Origin of the sequence: Corynebacterium phoceense, assembly GCF_900092335.1 — a bacterium.
Classification (GTDB): domain Bacteria; phylum Actinomycetota; class Actinomycetes; order Mycobacteriales; family Mycobacteriaceae; genus Corynebacterium; species Corynebacterium phoceense.
This window is the reverse complement of the sequence record NZ_LT596208.1, coordinates 385,948-406,403: the sequence shown is the minus strand read 5'-3', so window position 1 is coordinate 406,403 and position 20,456 is coordinate 385,948. Positions and strand designations below refer to the sequence as shown.

At 64.6% G+C, this 20,456-nt stretch carries 18 protein-coding genes and 2 pseudogenes; 15 read left to right on the top strand and 5 right to left on the bottom strand.

Annotated features, from left to right (window positions below; all coding sequences use genetic code 11):
- The first annotated feature begins 3 nt into the window (after positions 1 to 3).
- The 7 genes and pseudogenes from BN9444_RS06085 to BN9444_RS06055 all read left to right on the top strand — a co-directional run bounded on the left by BN9444_RS06085 (position 4) and on the right by BN9444_RS06055 (position 6,268).
- Entirely contained in the window at positions 4 to 1,236 is a 1,233-nt protein-coding gene (locus BN9444_RS06085; protein WP_231732325.1) for an MFS transporter, read from the top strand.
- Between the two features lie 54 nt (positions 1,237 to 1,290).
- Positions 1,291 to 1,553 (top strand): annotated as a pseudogene (locus tag BN9444_RS15670) (MFS transporter); the annotation flags it as partial.
- 77 nt (positions 1,554 to 1,630) lie between these two features.
- On the top strand, positions 1,631 to 2,464 hold the full coding sequence (locus tag BN9444_RS06075; RefSeq protein ID WP_084759263.1) for an exodeoxyribonuclease III: 834 nt from the start codon (positions 1,631 to 1,633) through the stop codon (positions 2,462 to 2,464).
- 115 nt (positions 2,465 to 2,579) lie between these two features.
- On the top strand, positions 2,580 to 2,771 hold the full coding sequence (locus tag BN9444_RS06070; RefSeq protein WP_066485014.1) for a hypothetical protein: 192 nt from the start codon (positions 2,580 to 2,582) through the stop codon (positions 2,769 to 2,771).
- 167 nt (positions 2,772 to 2,938) lie between these two features.
- Positions 2,939 to 3,991 carry a tryptophan--tRNA ligase gene (gene trpS / locus BN9444_RS06065; protein WP_066510860.1) on the top strand — a complete coding sequence of 351 codons (1,053 nt, stop codon included), beginning with the start codon at positions 2,939 to 2,941 and terminating at the stop codon, positions 3,989 to 3,991.
- A 58-nt stretch (positions 3,992 to 4,049) separates the two neighbouring features.
- A complete protein-coding gene (locus BN9444_RS06060) occupies positions 4,050 to 5,144 on the top strand; it encodes a YhjD/YihY/BrkB family envelope integrity protein (RefSeq protein ID WP_068801593.1) in 1,095 nt (364 codons plus the stop codon).
- 161 nt (positions 5,145 to 5,305) lie between these two features.
- Positions 5,306 to 6,268, top strand: coding sequence for an RDD family protein (locus BN9444_RS06055; protein ID WP_066510876.1), 963 nt, complete (start codon positions 5,306 to 5,308; stop codon positions 6,266 to 6,268).
- Positions 6,269 to 6,316: 48 nt separating this feature from the next.
- Here BN9444_RS06055 and BN9444_RS06050 read toward each other — a convergent pair.
- A pseudogene (locus BN9444_RS06050) lies at positions 6,317 to 7,510 on the bottom strand (D-alanyl-D-alanine carboxypeptidase family protein); the annotation flags it as partial.
- A gap of 175 nt (positions 7,511 to 7,685) precedes the next feature.
- On the opposite strand from BN9444_RS06050, the gene BN9444_RS06045 reads away from it, so the two are divergent.
- From BN9444_RS06045 to BN9444_RS06035, 3 genes are all read left to right on the top strand, one after another.
- Positions 7,686 to 8,696 (top strand): amidohydrolase family protein, encoded by a 1,011-nt coding sequence (locus tag BN9444_RS06045; protein ID WP_233423553.1) that lies wholly within the window; start codon positions 7,686 to 7,688, stop codon positions 8,694 to 8,696.
- A 126-nt stretch (positions 8,697 to 8,822) separates the two neighbouring features.
- Entirely contained in the window at positions 8,823 to 9,335 is a 513-nt protein-coding gene (locus BN9444_RS06040; RefSeq protein WP_141681507.1) for a hypothetical protein, read from the top strand.
- A 2-nt stretch (positions 9,336 to 9,337) separates the two neighbouring features.
- Positions 9,338 to 10,381: an alpha/beta hydrolase gene (locus tag BN9444_RS06035; RefSeq protein WP_068801590.1), complete on the top strand. Its 1,044-nt coding sequence runs from the start codon at positions 9,338 to 9,340 to the stop codon at positions 10,379 to 10,381.
- Positions 10,382 to 10,514: 133 nt separating this feature from the next.
- On the opposite strand, the gene BN9444_RS06030 is transcribed toward BN9444_RS06035, so the two are convergent.
- The 3 genes from BN9444_RS06030 to BN9444_RS14210 all read right to left on the bottom strand — a co-directional run bounded on the left by BN9444_RS06030 (position 10,515) and on the right by BN9444_RS14210 (position 13,132).
- Positions 10,515 to 11,753: a hypothetical protein gene (locus BN9444_RS06030; protein WP_066485038.1), complete on the bottom strand. Its 1,239-nt coding sequence runs from the start codon at positions 11,751 to 11,753 to the stop codon at positions 10,515 to 10,517.
- Between the two features lie 106 nt (positions 11,754 to 11,859).
- The gene (locus BN9444_RS06025; protein WP_066510883.1) at positions 11,860 to 12,825 is read right to left on the bottom strand and encodes a C40 family peptidase; all 966 of its coding nucleotides are present in this window, start codon (positions 12,823 to 12,825) and stop codon (positions 11,860 to 11,862) included.
- A gap of 4 nt (positions 12,826 to 12,829) precedes the next feature.
- Positions 12,830 to 13,132 carry a transducer protein Htr23 gene (locus tag BN9444_RS14210; RefSeq protein ID WP_141628602.1) on the bottom strand — a complete coding sequence of 101 codons (303 nt, stop codon included), beginning with the start codon at positions 13,130 to 13,132 and terminating at the stop codon, positions 12,830 to 12,832.
- 69 nt (positions 13,133 to 13,201) lie between these two features.
- Here BN9444_RS14210 and upp point away from each other — a divergent pair, with 69 nt between their 5' ends.
- From upp to BN9444_RS06005, 4 genes are all read left to right on the top strand, one after another.
- Positions 13,202 to 13,837, top strand: a complete 636-nt coding sequence (gene upp, locus BN9444_RS06020) for a uracil phosphoribosyltransferase (RefSeq protein WP_066485047.1) — start codon at positions 13,202 to 13,204, stop codon at positions 13,835 to 13,837.
- A gap of 136 nt (positions 13,838 to 13,973) precedes the next feature.
- The gene (locus BN9444_RS06015) at positions 13,974 to 14,366 is read left to right on the top strand and encodes a helix-turn-helix domain-containing protein (protein ID WP_066485050.1); all 393 of its coding nucleotides are present in this window, start codon (positions 13,974 to 13,976) and stop codon (positions 14,364 to 14,366) included.
- An 89-nt stretch (positions 14,367 to 14,455) separates the two neighbouring features.
- Positions 14,456 to 15,709: an amidohydrolase gene (locus BN9444_RS06010; protein ID WP_083307043.1), complete on the top strand. Its 1,254-nt coding sequence runs from the start codon at positions 14,456 to 14,458 to the stop codon at positions 15,707 to 15,709.
- A gap of 299 nt (positions 15,710 to 16,008) precedes the next feature.
- Complete coding sequence (locus BN9444_RS06005; RefSeq protein WP_413464137.1) at positions 16,009 to 17,469, top strand: NAD(P)H-quinone dehydrogenase; 1,461 nt, start codon at positions 16,009 to 16,011, stop codon at positions 17,467 to 17,469.
- 218 nt (positions 17,470 to 17,687) lie between these two features.
- On the opposite strand, the gene BN9444_RS06000 is transcribed toward BN9444_RS06005, so the two are convergent.
- Positions 17,688 to 19,001, bottom strand: coding sequence for a short-chain fatty acyl-CoA regulator family protein (locus BN9444_RS06000; RefSeq protein WP_066510885.1), 1,314 nt, complete (start codon positions 18,999 to 19,001; stop codon positions 17,688 to 17,690).
- Between the two features lie 221 nt (positions 19,002 to 19,222).
- On the opposite strand from BN9444_RS06000, the gene BN9444_RS05995 reads away from it, so the two are divergent.
- The coding region (locus BN9444_RS05995; RefSeq protein WP_068801589.1) for an MmgE/PrpD family protein at positions 19,223 to 20,456 on the top strand (1,234 nt) is incomplete at its 3' end.

The window sequence follows — 20,456 nt, the reverse complement described above, 5'->3', positions numbered from 1 at the left end:
CGCGTGCCGCGCCAGACCGAGATTTCCTCGACGCGCCGCACCCTCGTCATGCTTGCCATGGCGCTGGGCGCATTCGCTATCGGCACGACCGAGTTCGTGTCCATGGGCTTGCTGCCGCTTATCGCGCACGATTTCGGGATGTCTGAGGACTCCGCGTCGATTCTTATCTCTATCTACGCGCTCGGTGTCGTGGTGGGCGCGCCGGTGATCTCCGCGGTGACAGGCAAGCTCCCGCGCCGCCGCCTGATCCTGCTGCTCATCGCGTTCCTGCTCGTGGGCAACCTCTTTACGGCGTTGGCGCCCAACTTTGCGGTGCTCGTCATCGCCCGCTTTGTTGCTGGCCTGCCGCATGGCGCGTATTTCTCCGTGGCCAACCTGTCCGCGGCCTCCATGTCCCCGGCGGGCGACCGCGGTAAGGCCATGGCGTTTGTGGGCATGGGCCTGGCTGTCGCCACCGTCGTGGGTGTGCCGGCCGCACAGGCGCTCGGCCAGGCCATGACGTGGCACGCGGCGTACCTCCTGGTGGTCATCATTGCGCTCGCGACGATGGTCCTGCTCTACTTCCTCATGCCACACATGACGAAGATGCAACAGACCTCCCTGGCCACGGAGATGGGCGCGTTGAAGAACTCCCAGGTGTGGCTCACGGTCTTCATGGGCATCGCCGGTTTCGCGGTCATGTTCTCCATCTACACTTACATCACGTGGACCATGACGGAGGTCGCTGGCATGGACGCGAAGTGGACGTGGGCTGTGCTCATGGCCTACGGCATTGGCATGACGCTGGGCAATGGCGCCGGCGGTGCCATGGCAGACCGCAACATGGACGGCGCCATCCTCATCGCGCTCACGTGCATGCTGGGCCTGGCCGTCGCCTTCTACTTCGCCGCGCACAATGCATGGACCGGAGCCCTCGTCTTCGGCGTCCTCGCTTTCTTCGGCTCCGTCCTCGTGCCCTCGCTGCAGCTGCGCCTCATGGAGGTCGCCGGTGATGCCCAGGCGCTCGCCTCCGCGCTCAACCAGTCGGCCCTTAACATCGCGAACGCGATGGGCGCCGCCATCGGCGGCATTGTCGTGGGCGCCGGTTTCTCCTACAACTCGACGGCGCTGGCCGGTGCCGCGCTTGCCCTCGTGGGCGTTTCCCTGTGGTTCGTCACGATGTGGGATAAGCGCCGCATCATGCGTCGCGACCCGGAGGCGTTTGCGCCCAAGGTCAAGATCGTCGAGCAAAGCTAAAACGCACTCACTCGCACTGTACGCAAGGACACCATATACAAGGACACCACGCGGATAGTCGAAGAATCCCAGCCCACCGGCCGGGCGCCCCGCCGCCGGCTCCACCGCCGCCCCATTCCCGCCAGACGGAGATGGGGCGGCGTCGCCGTACCATCGCCATGCTCGCCATGGCACTCGGCGCCTTCGCGCTCGGTACCACGGAATTTACCTCCATGGGCTTGCTGCCACTCATCGCGGCGGACTTCGGGGTGAGTGAGGACACCGCCTCGGCCATCATTTCGGCCTACGCGCTCGGTGTGGTTGTCGGCGCGGGCTTGGGCTTCGGCTCGCCGGCGCTTGCTGGCGCCGCGCTCTCAGNGCCGCTTGCAAGCAGCGCAACGAACTCAACCCGGGCATGAACGCCTGGTTGGCCCAGACCCCGGCGGACGTTGTGCTCATGCAGGAAGTGCGCGCGAACCCCAAGGAGACGGAGAAGGCCCTGGCGCCGTCGCTCGAGGCGGGCTGGCACCTGGTTCAGGCTGAGTCGGATGCCAAGGGCCGCGCTGGCGTGGGCATCCTCTCCCGCACGGAGCTTTCCGATGTCTCTGTGGGTTTCGGTTCCTTTGCATCTTCCGGTCGCTACATCGAGGCCACCGTCGCCAACGGCGAGCGCGTCGCCTCCCTCTACCTGCCCAGCGGCGACACGGACTCGCCCAAGCTGGATGAGAAGTACCGCTTCCTGGACGAGTTCGCGGATGTGCTCGAGGAGCGTGCCAACGAGTTTCCACAGATGGTCATCGGCGGGGACTGGAATATCTGCCACCGCGCGCAGGACCTGAAGAACAACAAGGCGAACGAGAAGAAGGCTGGCCACCTGCCGGAGGAGCGCGCCTTCATGGACTTCGTCTTTGGCGCATTCCCGGATTCTGAGCCGCAGGTCAAGGCGCGCCTGGGCGAGTACCACGGCGTGGTGGAGTACGCGACGAAGACGGATTGGGCGGCTCGCGCGGCCGGCCATGAGCCGGTGTGGTTTGACGCCGCGCGTCGCCTCCAGCCGGAGCTGGAAGGCCCGTACACGTGGTGGACCTACCGTGGTCAGGCCTTCAATAACGACGCAGGGTGGCGCATCGATTATCAAGCCGCGACCCGTGCGATGCTCGACCGCGCCGTGCGCACCTGGGTCGACAAGGCCCCGAGCGTCGAGGAACGCTGGTCCGATCACTCGCCGCTTGTGGTGGAGTACCGCTAAGGCTACCCCCGCGCGAGCGGCCGAAAGCGGGCATTAATGGATTGAAGCGTGTGCCGGGTGTTAAACTCTGTGACGTCTATATCATTCTTTCCTCGCGAGAACTTGGAGCAACTGCATGGCACGCGCAGCAATTGAATTCATCCTCGGCGCTGTTATCTTGGCCGCCGCCATCTGGTGGTTTAGCGTCGAAGGCCCGTCCTTCCTGTCCCTGGCACCGATGGTCCTCATGGGCGTAGGCGGCGCACTCATGGTCGCTGGTTTCTCTAACGCGCTGGATACCCACAGCCCGACCAAGCGCAAGATCTAGTTCTCGCGTTCACGACGCTGAACCGCCCTTCCCGTTTCGGGAGGGGCGGCTTTCGCTCTGTGGGGGAGTTGCGCACGCCGGTGGGTGTTGACATGAAGAATGGCCGTGTAGCGCGAGGCTAACCCTGGGCCTTGCACGCAGGAGGCCGCGCACTACACTGAATGACTATGACTGAACAGAATTCTGCAGCAACCGCGGGGAGCACCGACGCCGCGACGCACCGCGTCCTCTCCGGTATCCAGCCCACGGCGGATTCCTACCATTTGGGTAATTACCTGGGAGCCCTCAAGCAGTGGATTGACTTGCAGGATTCCTTCGAGGCCTTTTACTTCATCCCGGACCTGCACGCCATCACGGTGGAGCAGGATCCCGAGGCGCTGCGCCAGCGCACCATCGCCGGTGCCGCCCAGCTCATCGCCCTGGGCATCGATCCGGAGAAGTCCACGCTCTTCGTGCAGTCCCACGTTCCGCAGCACACGGAGCTCACCTGGGTCCTGCAGTGCCTCACCGGTTTTGGCGAGGCCTCACGCATGACGCAGTTCAAGGACAAGTCCGCCAAGCAAGGCTCGGACCGCACCTCCGTGGGCCTGTTTACCTACCCCATGCTCATGGCGGCGGACATCCTGCTGTACTCGCCGGACTTCGTGCCGGTGGGGGAGGACCAGCGCCAGCACCTCGAGCTCACGCGCAACTTGGCCGAGCGCTTCAACGCCAAGTATGGCGAGACCTTCCGCGTGCCCGAGCCGTTCATCCCGGAGGGCTCCGCGAAAATCTACGACCTTCAAGATCCGACCTCTAAGATGTCGAAGTCGGGTTCGAACCCGAAGGGCATCATCAACTTGCTCGACGATCCGAAGACCTCGGCCAAGCGCATCAAGTCCGCCGTCACGGATGATCTGGGTTCTGTCGCCTTCGACCGTGAGACCCAGCCGGGCGTGTCCAACCTCCTTATCATCCAGTCCGCGCTTACCGGCGAATCCGTGGATGCCCTGGTCGAGAAGTACGCAGGTCAGGGCTATGGTCACCTCAAGGTCGACACTGCCGATGCCCTCCAAGCGTTCACCACGCCGCTCAAGGCACGCTATGAGGAACTCATGACGGACCGCGGCGAGCTCGAGTCCATCCTTGCCCGCGGCGCGGAGCGCGCGCAGGAGATCGCGCAGCCCCTGCTCGATAACGTTTATGACAAGGTTGGCTTCCTCCGCCCCCGCCGTGGCTAGGACCACGATATTCTAGGACGAGTAACTTATTTCTTTCTAAGAAAGGACTCTCGTCCGCATGACAGCAGCGTCATCTCCGTCTACGAAGAACGACGAGGCACGCACCGACGTGTACGGCATTGAACGCGCATATGATGACGAGCCAGGTGCCGTCGACAAAGTGCGTGAGCGTTCGCCCTTCGTCGACCACATCATGCGCACGCTCGATCGGTACGGGTCTGAGGGCGGCAACCAGTTCGCCGCAGCCACCACGTACTACTCGGTGCTCGCTATCTTCCCGTTGCTCATGCTGCTTACCGCGGGTGCGGCAACGGTCTTGGCATCGCGCCCCGATCTTTTTCAGCAATTGCAGGACCGCATCACCGAGTCTGTCTCGGGTGATTTAGGCTCGACACTCAACGAGGTTCTTGAAACCGCCGTCGATCAGCGCGGCGCCATGTTCGGCATCGGTGGTCTGACCACCCTGTGGTCCGGCTTGGGATGGATGAACAACCTGCGCGTTGGTATCTCCGCGATGTGGAAGATCGACGCGAATGAAGGCGGCACCTTCATTCAAAAGAAGCTTAGCGACTTGCTCGGCCTCATCGGTTTGCTCGTCGCGCTCGTCATCGCCTTCGGCGTTACCGCAGCCGGTTCGTCTGGACTCACGCAGAAGGTTTTCGACTGGGTGGGCATTGAATCTTTCCCCGGCATGAATATCGTGATCTTCCTCGTCGGCCTAGTGGTCGGTCTCATTGCGAACTTCCTCGTGTTCGGGTGGCTCATTGTCATCCTGCCGCGCACTAAGGTGCCGAAGAAGTCCGGCCTCATGGGTGCCCTTATCGGCGCCGTGGCCTTTGAGGTCCTCAAGCAGCTGTCCACCGTCATCATGTCCTCTGCTGCAGGCAACCCGGCGGGCGCCGTCTTCGGCCCCGTCATTGTCCTCATGGTTGTCATGTACCTCGTCTGGCGCGTGGTGCTCTATGTCTCAGCCTGGACGGCGACGACGGAGCAGTCTCTCGTCAACGCCGAGGACGTGGACGTCCCCGCACCGGCGATTATTCGTGTGCGCAACGAGATGAAGAGCGGTCCGTCCACGGGCACCACGCTGGGCATTGGCGCGGCTCTCGGCGCGGTGGGCGCCGGTCTCGTGGCCCTGCTCCGCCGCAAGTAGCTCATCCGCACGTCACCCCGCCGTTCGCTCGAGCGAGTCGTGGCGCGGGCGATACAATAGCGCCACAAACACACCCAGCAGAGTCTCTGCGGCACCCCGCGCGGCGCTCTCGCAGCGCGATGGGGTGCGCAGTGCAGCAACGAAAGGATCCGTGAGCGTCCATGCATGCACCGAACCTCTACACCCACTTTGGTCTTGATCCGCAGGAGAACTCGACTGCTCTGGGCGTATTGCTTTCGGCGCGCGACGCGCGCCTGTCTCAGCAGGGCTATTCCACGTCGGCGGATACGCGGCGTGAGACGAATATCGGCTACGGCATCCTAGGCAACGACGAGGCCCGCGCGCTTTACGATGAAGCGCTCCGCGCTGGCCGTGGCGTCACGTGGGCGCAGTTGCAGTACCTCTGCGACTTTGGCACGTGGCCACAGGACTACACGGGGTGGACGGAACCCGACCACGACACTAACGCGCAGGCCGCCAGCGCCCCGCAGCCGCACCAGCACGCACAGCCGGGCCCTGCGCAGAACCCTTATGGCCAGTACGCCCAGCTCGATCAACCTGCGGTGAACCCGTACGGTTCTTCTCTTAACTTCGCACACACGCCGGGCGTGGGGCCGAATAACAACGTGCCCAGCCCCGCGCACCCAGTGTGGGGACAGCCCACCGGCGTCGTGGATTACGGCGCGGTCGCGCAACGCGCCACGCCCGGCACTCGCTGGGCAATGGGCATCGTGGACGGTTTCCTCGCCACGATGGTCGGCGGTGCGGTGCTTGCGCCGCTCAGCGTATTCGGCGACAGCGGAGACGCCATCGCTGCGCTCCTCTTCTTCGTCGTCTTCTCGGCGTACTTCATCCTCCCCGAGGTGCTCTGGGGCGGCAGCCCCATCAAGCTGGCGGCAGGCTACGAGGTGCGCGACGTCGACACGCACGAGCGGCTTAGCCCGCGACAGGCGATGAAACGAAACTGGTTCCGCCTCGTCAACATCGTGCCGGGACTCGGCCAGCTCGTCGGTTTCATTGGTGGACTCATCAGCGTCGGCACCATCTCGCCCGATAACGGCATGCTGGGTGCCCACGATCGCTTCGCTCATGCCGAAGTGGTCAAGCGTTCGTCGCGCCGCTAGACATACGAATGTTCATCCGGGAGCCGCGGCATGTGCGTGGGACAAAGGCTAGCGCTTGTGGTGGCGACCCGTCGTCCCGCGGAGTGTGAGCACCGCGGCGATAAGCGCGAAGAGCCCGACGAGGCCCACGATGAGCCAGCTCATCCACGGCTTGAGATCGTCGAGGACTGGGTCGTAGGCGTGTGCGCGCGCTGAGGTGGTGGGGGCATCGGAAGGCTCCGCGGCGTTGGGCGCGACAGGGGCCTGCGTGGCCGTCACCGTGGGGGTCGCGGAAGGATCCTCGGCGGGTGCCAGCGTGCCCACGCCCTGGCCGGGGCGGACGTCATAAGACTCGTGGAGCAGTTTTTGGGCCTGCTCCCACGCGCGGGGGCCGTGCTCCACGGTGGTATTGAGGATGATCGCCATGAGGCGACGGCCGCCGTGGTTGACGGCGCCGACGAAGGTATGGTGCGCGTCATCCGTGTATCCGGTTTTGCCGCCGATGCCCTCCGGATCGTTCATGAGCAGGCCGTTGTCGTTCCACAGCTCATAGCCGGGCAGGTCGCCGTAGCCGGGGAAGTCGACGTGATCCGTGTTGACCAGGCGCGCGAAGGTGGGGTTGCGGTACGCGGCCTGGTAGATGAGGCCTAGGTCGTAGGCCGAGGTGGACATGCCTGGCGCGTCGAGACCGGAGTAGCTCGCGGCGACGGTGTCGGTGGTGCCCAGCTCGTGGGCCTTCTTATTGACCTTGTCGAGGGTCGCCTTATCGCCGCCCAGGGCTTGGGCGAGCGCGTGCGCGGCATCGTTGCCTGAGGCCATGACGAGGCCTTGAAGAAGTTGCTCGATGGTGTAGACACCGCCCTCGCCAATGCCCACGGCGGAGCCGTCCGCGTTCGCGTCCTCCGCGGTGGCGGTGTATTTCTGGTTGAGGTCGAGTTCCTCGATGGCGACGAGTGCGAGGAGCACCTTGATGATGGACGCCGGGCGGTAACGCCCGTGCGGATCCTTCATCGCGATGATCTCGCCTGAGTCAACGTCTGCGACGAGGAACGCCGCGGCAAGGACGTCCTTGTCCACCGTGAAACCCTTCGGCGCTTTCACGCCGCAGTCGCTGGTCTGCGTAGCCGGCAGGGGAGTGGGCGCAGGTTGGCCCGGCGCGAGACGCTCCGAGGTCGTCACCGGCTCTGGCGGCACGAGGGACTGCGGACACGTATCCGTGTTGGGTGCCTCCGTGCGGTAGGTCGGGGTGACGGACTCTTCTGTGGCGTCGCCTTCCTCGCCCGCCTGGTCGCCAGCGGGGCCGCCTGCGGGGTCGCCTGGGGCCGGTGCNNCTGAGGACTGGGGCGCTGAGCGCCGCGGAACACACCGCGGCGAGCGACAGGGTGGCGAGCTTTTTCATGACGTGAAACATCTTAGGCGCCCGCCTACGATGGTGGGCATGCATGACGCACCTTTGATTAGCCCGGAAAATAAGGACTCGGACCGCGACACCTTCGCTGGCCTGCCGAAAGTCACCCTCCAAGAGCATGTGCCTTCCGATGCCGCCACTCCCGCAGACCTCACGGCGGCCACGGCCGCCGCGGTGGCGGCGTTGGCCGCCGATAATGCCGTCTACGCGGAGCTGCGTCTCCATGCGGAGACTTATCCTTTCAGCGCGCAGGAGGCTGTCGATGCCGCGCTTGCCGGGCTCGATCACGCGGGGATCGACGCCCGCCTCGTGATCATGGGCTTGCGTGGGTCCACCACCCTGCAGGAGTTGGCCGCGCTAACCGTCGCCGCCGCACGCAAGGACAAGGCTGACCGCGGCACCGAGGGCGCCCGCGTCGTCGGCTTTGCTCTGGGCGGCGATGTGGCGCAGCCCTTACCGGATTTGGACGCGCTCGTTGCCACCCTGCGCAGGGGCTTCCTTCCTTTCGAGCTTCACGCTGACGGCGAGCTCGACGATGTTGCTGCGGGCGTGCAGGCGGGCGTGAACCGTCTCTCCCACGCGACGGCGCTGGTAGATGACTTCACCGCGAACCTTGACGGCATCGCTCCGGGCGAGGTCTCCGGCTGGGTGTGCGACCGACGCATCCCGGTGACCTTTAGCCCCGCGGTAGAAATCATGCGCGGCCAACTCGAGGAGTTGTCCGATCACCCCTTGCCGCTTCTGCAGCAGCTGGGCTTTACGTGCACTATCTCTGCCGGACTGCCGGAGGTGGGCACGCTCACCGACCAGTTCGTCGCGCTCAACGAGACGTTTAGCTACGGTCTCGAGGAGTTCTTCGACCTCACCGTCAAGGCCGTGGAGAACGCCTTCGCTCCGCAGGTCGTGCGTGAGAAGCTCCTGGAGACGACCATCCTGCCGGCCTACGAGGAACTCGGCGACCCCGAATTCGCCGAGGACGCTCTCTTCCGCGGCGAGGACGCGGACGGTGCTAGCGACCACGATCACGGTCATACGCACTAGCCCGATGTCTCGCGCCCGGCACGCTTCCTGAAGACGGCCTGCCAGGAACCGACGAACACGCTGTTCAATGCGCCAGTGGCGCCGCGGTGGGGTGCCATCGCGCGGTGACGCGTGTTCAATGGGGGTATGTCTTCAGCGTCAAACACTGCGTCTTCGGTGCTTATCATCCTGCCTGCCGAGGCGGACTTTGATGCCGCTGCCTTCGTCGACGCGCACCGTACTGCGAAGGCGGCTGGGCACTATGTTGTACTTGCCACACCGGGCGGGGCACAGCCACAGGTAGACGAGACCGAGCTCCAATCCTTGGGCCCTGACGCGGCGACGCGGGTGCGCGGCTATCTGGAGGAGTGCACCCTCGCGTTGCTGAGCCCCCGCGCGCTGCACACCGTGGACGAGGCCTCCTTTGCCCAGGTGATTATCCTGGGCGAGCCCGCCGTGGGGCAGGAGATTCACCGCTTCGCCGCCACACGCCGCGCTGCTCGACGGCCACTCGCAGTACTCGGCGGCGATGTCCCTGCCACTCGGGACTTTGCGACTTCAGACTCCGGGGTTTCGGAGCCTGAAGAACCGGCGGCGTCGGAAGCAGACGTCGTCTCCCTTGATGCCGTACGGCGTTCCCGCACCCACACGAAAGAATAGTGATGTCCCCTACCTGTTCCCGTTTCCTTTCCCGCGCCCTTCTCAGCGCTGGTGTTCTTGGTGTCCTAGGCGCGGCGGCTGCCCTCGTGCCGCAGTGGCGTGCCGACCGCAGCGCCGTCTCGCCGACGCTGCGCACGCCCGCGACGTGGGTCCCGTTTACGAATGTGCCAGGCGCAGTGGCTATGACGATCGCAGGACTGGGGCGCCGCGCCGTCATGGCGCAGCCCACCGGCGACGATGTGCAGGCCTCCCGCCTGCGTGTGCAGTCACCCGAGGGCGTGTCCTGCGACGTACACGTGCTCGTGCCGGACTCTGTGGATGCCGCGGCGGATGCACCCGACTGGGGCGACATACCGGTCATGGTGTGGACGCACGGTGGCGGACATTTGGTCGGTGCGCCGGAGATGTATGACACTCGCAACGCGGCCATCGCGCGAGCGCTGGGCGCCATCATCGTGGCACCGTATTACCCCAAGGCCCCGGCGAATCCCTTCCCGGCGGACTTTGACGTCTGCTACGCGGCGCTGCGCTGGGCACAGGAACGCACCTCCGGCCCCGTGGCGGTGTGTGGCGATAGCGCCGGCGGCGGACTAGCCGCAGGCCTTGCACAACGCGCGTTCGATGAGGGCCATCCCATTGTCTTCAACGGGCTGGTCTATCCCATGCTCGACCACCGCACGGGACAGCGCCCCGTCGAGGGCGGGCGCGGGCACTTTGTGTGGACGGCTAACTTCAACCGTGCGGCGTGGGCTGCGTACCTCGGCGCTGATCACCTTGAGAGGGAGCCGGAACCCTATGCGTCCCCCGTCGAGCGCGGCGACTTTACCGGCATGCCGCCGACGTGGATTTCCATCGGCACGCTCGATCTCTTCTACGACGAGTCGTGTGCCTACGCGGACAAGCTGCGGGAGGCGGGCGTTCCCGTCGACTTCGTGGAGGTTCCCGGTGCCTACCATGGCTTTGACGCGCTCGCGCCGAAGTCACCGGAGACTGCCCAGCTCACCGCAAACCTCATCGCGGCGCTGCGGCCGTACCTGCTTCCCTAAAGCGCGGAGGAGAACATGTAGTCGCACAGCAAACGCCCGCTGCCCACGTCGATGACGTGGGGCAGCGGGCGTTCGGTGTTCGCACGGCGCCGGGGTGACCGACGCAGTGCTCTAGCAGCGGTTATCGTGCTGTTTAGAACTTGGAGAAGCGCTTGATGAGCATCTCTTCCAGGCTGCGCCAAGCGGAGGAATGATCGCTGTATGGCTTGGACGGCACGTAACCAGCATGCTCCGTGGAGCCGAGCATATAACCCAGGTAGTCCTGGAAGCGCGGGTTCGCCAACATGAAGGAGTTAATCGAGTCGTCGCCGGCCCAGTCTGCGGCGTCCGCGCAGATTTCGTAGGCACGAGCGAGCTGGTCGTTGTCCACGGCCTCCGGACCTTGCTCGATGTCGCGCACGAGGTTGTTAAACGTGTACTGGTTGTCCGGGTGAACCTGGACCTCAAGCTCGCCGGCGTTGGCGGCGGTGATGATGTCCTCCCACGTGGACACATGGGCGAGGTCATGGTCATCGTTTTCCATGATCCAGCGCACGAGCTGCTTCGGGGTGGGGAAGGAGTAAATCTCGCCCCATTTGCCCAGGAAGACCGGGCGCTCGCCCAGATAGGTGCGCAGCGTGTAGACGGTCTTACGGTCGATGGTGATCTTCACCGGGTCGATACCAGCGGCGGCCCACACCGACTTGTCGTACGGATCCGCGGCGGCGGCTTCGGCCTTGCGGGCTTCCTCGTCCTCCTGACGCTTCTTGGCCGCGGCAGCGGTGGCGGCGGAGATACGCGCGGCGGCGTCGGTCACCTTATCCTCACTGAAGTCCGTGGTGGGAACGACCTTGACGTGCTTGTCGAGGTCTTCGATGATCTCTTTCCAGTTGGTGAGGATGACGCGGCCCACGCCGGACCACTCGCGCAGGCCTTCATCGCCCGTGTAGTGCTCAGAGCCGCGCACCGTGTTGCGCAGGATGGAGTGCGTGGCGAAGAAGATGGTGGTGTGCTCGGCACCCGCGACCGAGGCGAGAGCCTCGGCGACCTCCAAGTCACGTGCGACGGTGGACACGGCCTCGTGGCCGGGGCGCTCCGCCAGCTTGGCAGGCATGCCGATGAGGTCGTAGTCATCGCGCGGCGCGACGGAGACGCGGTTCGCGGGCCGCGAGTTGAAAGCTTCCCAGTTGGGGTGATCCAGCAAGTCGTGACGCTGGCCTGACTCCAAGAACGTCAGCAGCTCGGCCTCGGTGCGGAAGAGGAGGATCGACTCATCATCGCCCAAGAAGGCTTGCCACTCCGTGCCGTTCTGGCGCCACTTCGGGGCCCACAGGGTATAAAAGTCGCCCTCAGTCAGCGAGAGCTTAATCGGTACGATTGCGCGGGTGCTCATAAAAGCTCAGTCTACCCAACCGTGCGCGACGGATGCGCACGCGATCGCACTAGAGCAGAAGCGGCTTGTACCCATGCCGAGGCTGCGCCCATAAACTTCGGTGGAATTAGCCGGTCGGTCGCCAAAAGCCCTTAAACGCCATGCCCATGTTGGTGGTGCGCAGCGGGTTGGTCTGGACGGGGCTTCCGGCCTCGACGATCTGGCCGTCACCGGCATACATGGCCACGTGGCCGTCCCAGACGACGAGGTCCCCGGGCTGGAGCTCTGCGGCGGTGACTTGGCGGCCTACCGTTTGCTGCTCGGCAAGGCGCGGCAATTCGATGCCCGCCTGGCGCCACGCCCATTGCGTCAATCCGGAGCAGTCGTAGCCACCGGCGCCGGTCCCGCCCCAGGTATACGGAGTGCCGATTTGCGACAGCGCCGCGTTGACGGCGGCCTGACCTTGCGCGGAACTGCTGGAGCTGCTGGTGGCCGGACGTGCACTGCTGCCAGCGGTGGTGTCTTCCAGCGCAGCGGGGCGAATCTCGGGCGCGGCGGAGGGCGCGGGCGCGCCGGGAAGTGCACGGGACTGCTCCGACTTGAGCGAGTCTTTGGCGACGTGGCCTTCCTCGCTTACGGCCGAGGCGACGGCGCGACCGGCTATCTCTAGAAGGGGACGGGCGAGCGGAATGAGCTCATGGACGAGTTGCATAATGCGCTGCCCGGCCTCCGCGAGGCCACGCATGGCCAGCCCTTGCAGGGCGGCGCGGGCAGCCATCTGTGCAGCCGGATTGGGAATGAGCAAGCCCAGCGCCATGGGTACCGCCTCTTGGAGAAGTCGCAGGCCCAAGGCGAAGAGGTCACGAATGCACCCAAAAGCGAGTTGGCGGGCCTCGCGCTGCAGCTTTTCAATCTGCGCCGAGTCCGCTCGTAGCGAGTCCACGGCACGCAGGATCTTCTCTGGTGTGCCATCCGTGATGCGGGCCAGTTCGTGCACGCTCGAGACATCCGGCATGCGTGGCGTGGGGACGGCGGGAAGCTCGGCGGGACGCAGCGCCGAAATCTGGCGAATGGCGTCCATGATGACCATCATGAGCTCATCCCTCCGTTCCTGGACGTGGGGCGACGTTCTCGTTGGCGAAAGCCGCAGCGCCATCGCTGTCCACGGTGAGTGCTGCGTGCGTTGTCACGACGGCGACTTCTGCGAGATGTGCCAAGTCGGAGCGCATCATTTCGTCACGCGCGGCAACATTGTGAAACGCTGCGGTGAGCGCCGAACAGAAGTCACTGAGGCAGCCGCCCGGCAGTGAGGGCAGTGCCAAAGGTTGGGGTAGCGACTGTTGATCGAGGTCACGGGCAAGAGAGCGGGTTACTTCGGGGTCCAAGGTAAAAGTGTTCATGCCTCATTGGACTGTGCTGCGCGCCGAAAGGTTCCCACAAAATTTAAAAAAGCTTTTAGAGTAGGGGGCATGGATATCCACGTTGTAGACCACCCACTGGCTGCCTCCCGCCTCACGCTCATGCGCGACGCGCGCAGCGATAACGCCGCCTTCCGCGCTGCTTTGAAAGACTTGGGCACCATGCTCGTCTACGAAGCCGCGCGCGACCTGCCCGTTGAGCACTTTGACTGCGTGACCCCCGTGGACACCGCGCAAGGCACGCGCCTGCAAGACCCGCCGATCATCGTTCCCATCATCCGCGCCGGCCTGGGCATGATTGACCCCGCCTTGTCCATGATTCCGGATGCACAGGTTGGTTTCATCGGCATGGCCCGCGACGAGGAAACGCACGAGCCGGTGCCGTATCTCGAGGCGCTGCCGGAAGATCTGTCAGGCCGTACGGTCTTCGTTGTGGATCCCATGCTTGCCACGGGTGGTTCGCTGCTCCACGCCCTGCGTCTGCTTGCCGCGCGTGGCGCGACGAATATCACGGCTATTTGCATGGTCTCGGCACAGGAAGGCGTGGATGCACTGGCCAACTCCGGTCTGCCGGTGCGTCTCGTGACCGCCGTCATCGACCCTTCGCTCGACGAAGACGCGTACATCGTGCCGGGGTTGGGCGACGCTGGCGACCGCCTCTACGGACCACGCAATATTGACCTTTAAGCCGCAAGCAGCGGCCGCTGAGCTGCGGTGACGTAAGTGTTTCGCCGCAGCGGTGGCGCGTTCGTGGCCGTCGTTTTAGAATCCCGGGGTAGAAAGCCCGCGCTGGGGTGCGCGGGTCCGACTACTCGGGGGACACATGACTTTCGCTGTCGAACGACTCATGTGGTCAAGCTATGGCCACGGCTTTTCCATCACGCTCCAAGCGCTGCGCGAGGGCAGGAAGATCTCGCAGCAAGCGCTCGCAGACATCACGGGCTTATCGCGCAACCAGATTTCGAACCTAGAGCGAAACGATCATTACGGGGAGGGGCTCGCGGACCCACGCTTGTCCACCATCTATAAGCTGGCGCTCGGGCTTGAAGTCCCGCCGGCATCGTTGCTGCCTGGTGCGGCGCGCATGGTGGAGGAAATCTGCGCGCTGGATGGAGAGGATGACTGGACGCTCCTCGTGAAGCCGGAACACATCGCACCGTTTCCATCGGATTACGTGAATCGCCGGCGTTTTAGCGGGAAGTGGGCTTTTGAATAGCCCGGGGTTGGCCGCATTAAAACCGGGCCAGATTTTCTGTACCGCTTGGTCTAGTCTAGACTCGTTGGGAAAGACCCAGGAGGTACCTCATGAACGCTCGACCGAGCTCGCATTACGCTCACGCGGATACGTCGATTGACGTCTTCGGCGAGGGGCCGGGCGATGTCTCGCGTTTCGTGGCGGCCTGGTTCGACGCGCACCGCGCCGAGGTCATCGGCTGGCGCCGCCACATTCACCGCCACCCAGAGACGTCGAATAACGAAGTCGAGACCACGCGCTACATCGCGAAGATTCTGGAGGAGTGGGGCGTGGAGCCGCACCTGTTCCCAGAGACCGGTCTCATGGCCGACCTGGGCCCGGACAGCGAGCAGGGCCGTGTGGCCTTCCGTGCGGATATCGACGCGCTGCCCATCCAAGAAGTCACGGGGCTGGAATTTACGTCACTGAACAAGGGAGTCTCCCACTCCTGCGGGCATGACGTCCACACCACGGTCGTGCTGGGGCTCACCTGCGCGCTGAAGGAATACGACGAGCAGCACGGTCTGCCTGTCGGCGTGCGCGTTATCTTCCAGCCGGCGGAGGAGACGTGGGCAGGGGGTGCCACGGACGTCGTGTCCTGGGGCGCGCTCGAGGGAGTGCACTCCATCTTTGCCATTCACGCCGAGCCCAAGCTGCGCGTGGGACGCATCGGCGTGCGCGCGGGGGCTATCACCTCGGCCACGGACGTCGTCGAGCTTGAGGTCAAGGGACCGGGTGGCCACACGTCCCGCCCGCACTTGTCCGCGGACGTCATCTTTGCCCTTGCCAAGGTCGTGACCGACCTGCCGGGGCTGCTGTCGCGCCGGGTGGATCCGCGCACCGGTACCGTGCTGGTCTTCGGCCAGATCAATTCTGGTTTTGCGCCCAACGCGATGCCGGAGACGGGCACGCTCACCGGCACCATGCGCACGGCAGACATCAACGTGTGGCGTGGCATGCAGAAGCTTTTTAGCGAGCTCATTGAGCAGGTCCTCGCTCCCCTCGGCGTGGAGTATGACCTCCAGTACCACCGCGGCGTGCCGCCGGTGCTCAACGATGACGTGGCGACGGCCGCGCTTACCGCAGCGGCCGCGGCCATCGACCCGCAGTGCGTCGTCCAAGCACCGCAGTCCTCGGGCGGCGAGGATTTCTCGTGGTACCTCGAAAACGTGCCGGGCTCCATGGCGCGTCTCGGCTGCTGGTCGGGCGAGGGCGAACAGTACGACCTGCACATGGGCGACCTCATCGTCGACGAGCGCTCCATCGGGGTGGGCATCAAGCTCTTCGGGTCCGTCGTCGATCGATTTGCGACGGCCGAGGTCTAACACCTCAGCTGGTCGGGGCTAAGGAGCTGTGTCACCTGGCCCGGCGTGCGTGAGGGGGCATGCGGGCACTACACTAACAGGCGAGTGTGCCTGCCCACTTGGTGGATGCGGATGGCGCAGGCGTGTGTCCCGAAAGATCGGAATAGGCGCGCGCGCTGTCCTGCGACGATCATGCGGGCAGTGCGCCGGCATTAACGGCGAGGACACGGTGGAACTCGACCCCACGACAACCCCTGCATCCTTGCCCCATTCGACCGCACGCGTGACCCGCGAAATCTCACAAGGAGCGAGAAATAAAAGTGACCCAGGATAAGGCTGCTGCTCAGACTGCACAGGTGATCGAAGACACCCCGCGCATTGTCATTATCGGCGGTGGCCCCGCCGGGTACGAGGCCGCAACGGCCGGCGCCAAGTACGGCGCCCACATCACGCTCATTGAGGAGCAGGGGCCCGGTGGTTCCTCCGTGCTCCTCGACTGCGTTCCGTCCAAGTCCTTCATCGCTGGCGCGAACCTCCGGACGGACTTCCGCCGTGCAGATGCGATGGGGCTTAACGATCAGCTCAGCTCGCTGCAGCTGAAGCTCGATGCTCTTAACGAGCGTGTCCAAGCACTGGCCGCGAACCAGTCTGCGGACGTGCGCGCGGGCCTGGAGAAGATCGGCGTGAAGGTTATCGACGGCCGCGCGAAGTTCTCTGAGGACCAGACTGGCGTGCGCGGCGCGCACCACTTCGTCGACGTTACGCATGCCGACGGCACCGAGGAGCAGCTCGAGGCGGACCTCGTCCTCGTTGCTACAGGCGCCACCCCGCGCATCCTGCCGGGCGCACAGCCGGACGGGGAGCGCATCCTCACCTGGCAGCAGGTCTATGACCTCAAGGAGGAGCCGGAGCACCTCATCGTCGTCGGTTCCGGCGTCACCGGTGCCGAGTTTGTTTCCGCCTTCGCGGAGATGGGCGTCAAGGTCACCATGGTCGCTTCCCGCGACCGCATTCTGCCGCATGATGACGCCGATGCCGCAGATGTGCTCGAGACCGTCCTCGCCGAGCGCGGCGTGGAACTGGAGAAGAATTGCCGCGTGGAGTCTGTCGTGCGCACCGAGGACGGCAACGTCGTGGTGAAGACCCAGGACGGCCGCGAGATCCATGGCTCCCACGTCATCATGTCCATCGGCTCTGTCCCCAACACCAAGGACTTGGGCCTCGAACACGTCGGAGTCCACACCCAGAAGTCCGGCCACATCAAGGTCGACCGCGTCTCGCGCACCAATGTTGACGGCATTTACGCGGCGGGCGATTGCTCGGATCTCTTCCCGCTCGCCTCCGTTGCCGCCATGCAGGGCCGCATCGCGATGTACCACGCGCTGGGCGAGGGCGTGTCCCCGCTGCGCCTGAAGACCGTGGCCACCGCCGTGTTCACCCGCCCCGAGATCGCCGCCGTGGGCTTCACCCAGGCCGAGATTGAGGCAGGCGAGGTTGCCGCGCGCACCATCATGATGCCGCTCAACACCAACCCGCGTGCGAAGATGCGCTCCCTTAACCACGGCTTTGTCAAGCTCTTCTGCCGCGCCACCTCCGGCCGCGTCATTGGCGGCGTCATCGTCGCGCCGACCGCCTCGGAGCTCATTTTGCCCATCGCCGTTGCCGTGACCAACCAGCTCACGGTCAACCAGCTCGCAGACTCGTTTGCGGTCTACCCATCGTTGTCGGGCACCATCACGGAGGCGGCGCGCCGCCTCGTTGCGCACGACGATCTGTCCTAATCAGGGACCCAAGGTGCTCAGCCCACGCTCCAAGAGCGTGGGCTTTGTCGTGCACAGAGCTTGCCGATGCCCCCTGATGCACCATCGATTTATCTCCGAGTTTTCCGCATACCGGTGAGCTGTGGGACCGCCTCGGTGCCGCGCGCGGCGAGACGGGCTGTGAGGTGGAGGGGAAAGGGGGCATTGGCAAGCTGGCGCAAGCGTGTCGAGCCTGCGCCTTAAATGGTGTCGTACGCCTGGTCCGCTGTCGTATTGAGATTGAGGCGGATGGTGCGGCCCAGCTGCGGGAAGGCGCGCTGCGGGCAGTCGGTACGCGGGCAAGCGAGACAGCCGGGGCCGATAGGCGTGGCGGCGGAGGGGGAGAGGTTCAGGGCGTCCGCGTAAACAAGGCGATCGGCCTGCGTGATGTCGCAGCCAAGCCCCACTACGAACTCCTTGCGCGGGGTGCCGAAGGATTTGGCGGGACCCTGGACGTGCCGGGCAATCCAGAGGTAGGTGTGGCCATCGGGCATGGAGGCGACCTGGCGGGTGATGCGGTTGGGGGTCTCGAAGGCGCGGTGGACGACCCAGAGCGGGCACGTGCCGCCGGAGCGGGCGAAGTGGAAACTCGTGGAGGACTGGCGTTTGGAGATATTGCCGGCGCGGTCTGTGCGAATGAAGGAGAAGGGCACACCCGTGTTGCCGGGGCGCTGAAGGGTGGACAGGCGCTGGGCAGTGGTCTCGAATCCGGTGCCGAAGTCACCGGCGAGCATGTCGATGTCGTAGCGGGATTCCTCCGCCTTGGCGAGGAACTCGTTATATGGCATGGTCACCGCGGCGCCGAAGTACTGGCCGAGGCCCAGCCTGCCGATGTCGCGCGCGACGCCTTCGGGCAACTCGGAGACGAGGTTGTCGCAGAGGTCTTGATAGGCGAGAAGGCAATACTGCAAGGACATCTCAAAGACCAGCTGCGCTTCGGTGAGGCCGCCGCGCAGATTGAGCTCGCGGCGGACCGGATCGAATTCGCGGCGAGGGCCGGTGCGGCCAAAGCGCACCGAGACGCCGAGTTCCTCTTCGAGGAGCGAGGCAAGGCGAGCCCGACGGAAAACGCGCTGGCCAAGCTGGCCGGCGAGTTCCTCCGCGAGAACATCGAGTTCATGGATGTAGTTGTGCGCGTTATAGAAAAACTCGCGGACGGCTTCGAAGGGGCCTTCTTGCTCGCGGGGGACGAGGGCGGCGGCGCGGGTGAGTCCCGGCATGAGCTCAGGAAACCGGCCGGCGAGGTCTGCCAATGTGTCTTCTTCCGCGCCGGGGAAGAGGAGGCGCAGCTCCGTGATGGCATGCAAATCTTTTTCTGTGGAGAAGTAGCTGGGGTCCACATTAAAGCGCTGCGATAGCTGCATGAGCACGGTCACAGTGAGTGGCCGTTGGTCGTTTTCGAGCTGGTTGAGGTAGCTCGTGGATAGCCCCAAAGTCTTGGCCATGGCGACTTGCGTCAGCCCGCGTTGCTTGCGGAGCGCGTGGATTCGTGCCCCCGCGTAGTGCTTGCTCATGGATGGTGCTCCTTCAGATCTGCGTCCTGGCTGCGAGTTTTACAGATTTTACAGAGTATGCATAATAATGCCACAAATTTACGCAAAGGTCACTTGTGGCCTAGGGCACGTCGAAAAAAGTAATGTGATTGCTATCGCAACAACGCGGTGCCACAGTGCGTCGCTCGCTTTCCTTGCGATGCACTCCACGCTTCCACACTTAAAAAGGAGTTTAAATTCCGGTGATTAATCACGAAGTACGCACCCACAAGTCCGCCGAGGATTTCCCGATTGAGGAGCACCTCGCCTACAAGATCGCCAAGGTTGCCGCGGACAAGGTCGAGGTTCCGGCCGACACCAAGGACATGATCATCAACCGCATCATCGACAACGCCTCCGTTGCTATGGCGTCCGTCGTCCGCGGCCCGGTCACCTCCGCCCGCGTCATGGCTCAGTCGCATCCTCATTCTTCGGATGCGAGCGGCAACGGGTCCACCGTCTTCGGTGTTGATGGTAAGTACTCCGCCGAGTGGGCCGCACTCGCCAACGGCACCGCCGTCCGCGAGCTCGACTACCACGACACCTTCCTCGCCGCCGAGTACTCCCACCCGGGCGACAACATCCCGCCGATCCTTGCCGTCGCACAGCACAAGGGCCTCACCGGCAAGGACCTCATCCGCGGTATCGCTACCGGCTACGAGATCCAGGTCGACCTCGTCAAGGGCATGTGCCTTCACGAGTGGAAGATTGACCACGTCGCTCACCTCGGCCCGTCCGTCGCCGCTGGTATCGGTACCATGCTGAACCTCGATGTCGACACCATCTACCAGGCCATCGGCCAGGCTCTCCACACCACCACCGCGACCCGCCAGTCCCGCAAGGGCCTGATTTCCTCCTGGAAGGCCTCCGCTCCGGCATTCGCCGGCAAGATGGCCATCGAGGCTGTCGACCGCGCGATGCGCGGCGAGGGCGCCCCGGCTCCCATCTGGGAAGGTGAGGACGGCTTCATCGCATGGATGCTGCACTCCCCGGAGCGCACCTACACCATCCCGCTGCCGGCCGAGGGCGAAGAAAAGCGCGCCATACTCGACACCTACACCAAGGAGCACTCCGCGGAGTACCAGGCACAGGCCCAGATCGACATGGCCTTCGCGCTGAAGAAGCGCCTCGCCGAGGAGGGCCGCGACCTGGCGGACATCGAGTCCATCGTCCTCCACACCTCGCACCACACCCATTACGTCATCGGTACCGGTGCGAACGACCCGCAGAAGATGGACCCGGACGCATCGCGCGAGACGCTCGACCACTCCATCATGTACATCTTCGCCGTTGCCCTCGAGGACGGCGACTGGGACTACGAGCACTCCTACTCCGACGAGCGCAAGCACCGCCCGGAGACCATCGAGCTGTGGCACAAGATCTCCACCGTCGAGGATCCTGAGTGGACCCGCCGCTACCACTCCAACGACCTTTCCG

Bases quoted from the DNA above. Each gene is read 5' to 3' on its own strand.
- BN9444_RS06035 (WP_068801590.1), top strand. From the start codon at position 9,338: ATGTCCCCTACCTGTTCCCGTTTCCTTTCCCGCGCCCTTCTCAGCGCT.
- BN9444_RS06060 (WP_068801593.1), top strand. From the start codon at position 4,050: ATGACAGCAGCGTCATCTCCGTCTACGAAGAACGACGAGGCACGCACC.
- BN9444_RS06025 (WP_066510883.1), bottom strand. From the start codon at position 12,825: ATGATGGTCATCATGGACGCCATTCGCCAGATTTCGGCGCTGCGTCCC.
- BN9444_RS06070 (WP_066485014.1), top strand. From the start codon at position 2,580: ATGGCACGCGCAGCAATTGAATTCATCCTCGGCGCTGTTATCTTGGCC.
- BN9444_RS06015 (WP_066485050.1), top strand. From the start codon at position 13,974: ATGACTTTCGCTGTCGAACGACTCATGTGGTCAAGCTATGGCCACGGC.
- BN9444_RS06000 (WP_066510885.1), bottom strand. From the start codon at position 19,001: ATGAGCAAGCACTACGCGGGGGCACGAATCCACGCGCTCCGCAAGCAA.
- BN9444_RS06030 (WP_066485038.1), bottom strand. From the start codon at position 11,753: ATGAGCACCCGCGCAATCGTACCGATTAAGCTCTCGCTGACTGAGGGC.
- BN9444_RS06010 (WP_083307043.1), top strand. From the start codon at position 14,456: ATGAACGCTCGACCGAGCTCGCATTACGCTCACGCGGATACGTCGATT.
- BN9444_RS06045 (WP_233423553.1), top strand. From the start codon at position 7,686: ATGCATGACGCACCTTTGATTAGCCCGGAAAATAAGGACTCGGACCGC.
- BN9444_RS06075 (WP_084759263.1), top strand. From the start codon at position 1,631: ATGAACGCCTGGTTGGCCCAGACCCCGGCGGACGTTGTGCTCATGCAG.
- upp (WP_066485047.1), top strand. From the start codon at position 13,202: ATGGATATCCACGTTGTAGACCACCCACTGGCTGCCTCCCGCCTCACG.
- BN9444_RS06040 (WP_141681507.1), top strand. From the start codon at position 8,823: ATGTCTTCAGCGTCAAACACTGCGTCTTCGGTGCTTATCATCCTGCCT.
- BN9444_RS06055 (WP_066510876.1), top strand. From the start codon at position 5,306: ATGCATGCACCGAACCTCTACACCCACTTTGGTCTTGATCCGCAGGAG.
- trpS (WP_066510860.1), top strand. From the start codon at position 2,939: ATGACTGAACAGAATTCTGCAGCAACCGCGGGGAGCACCGACGCCGCG.
- BN9444_RS14210 (WP_141628602.1), bottom strand. From the start codon at position 13,132: ATGAACACTTTTACCTTGGACCCCGAAGTAACCCGCTCTCTTGCCCGT.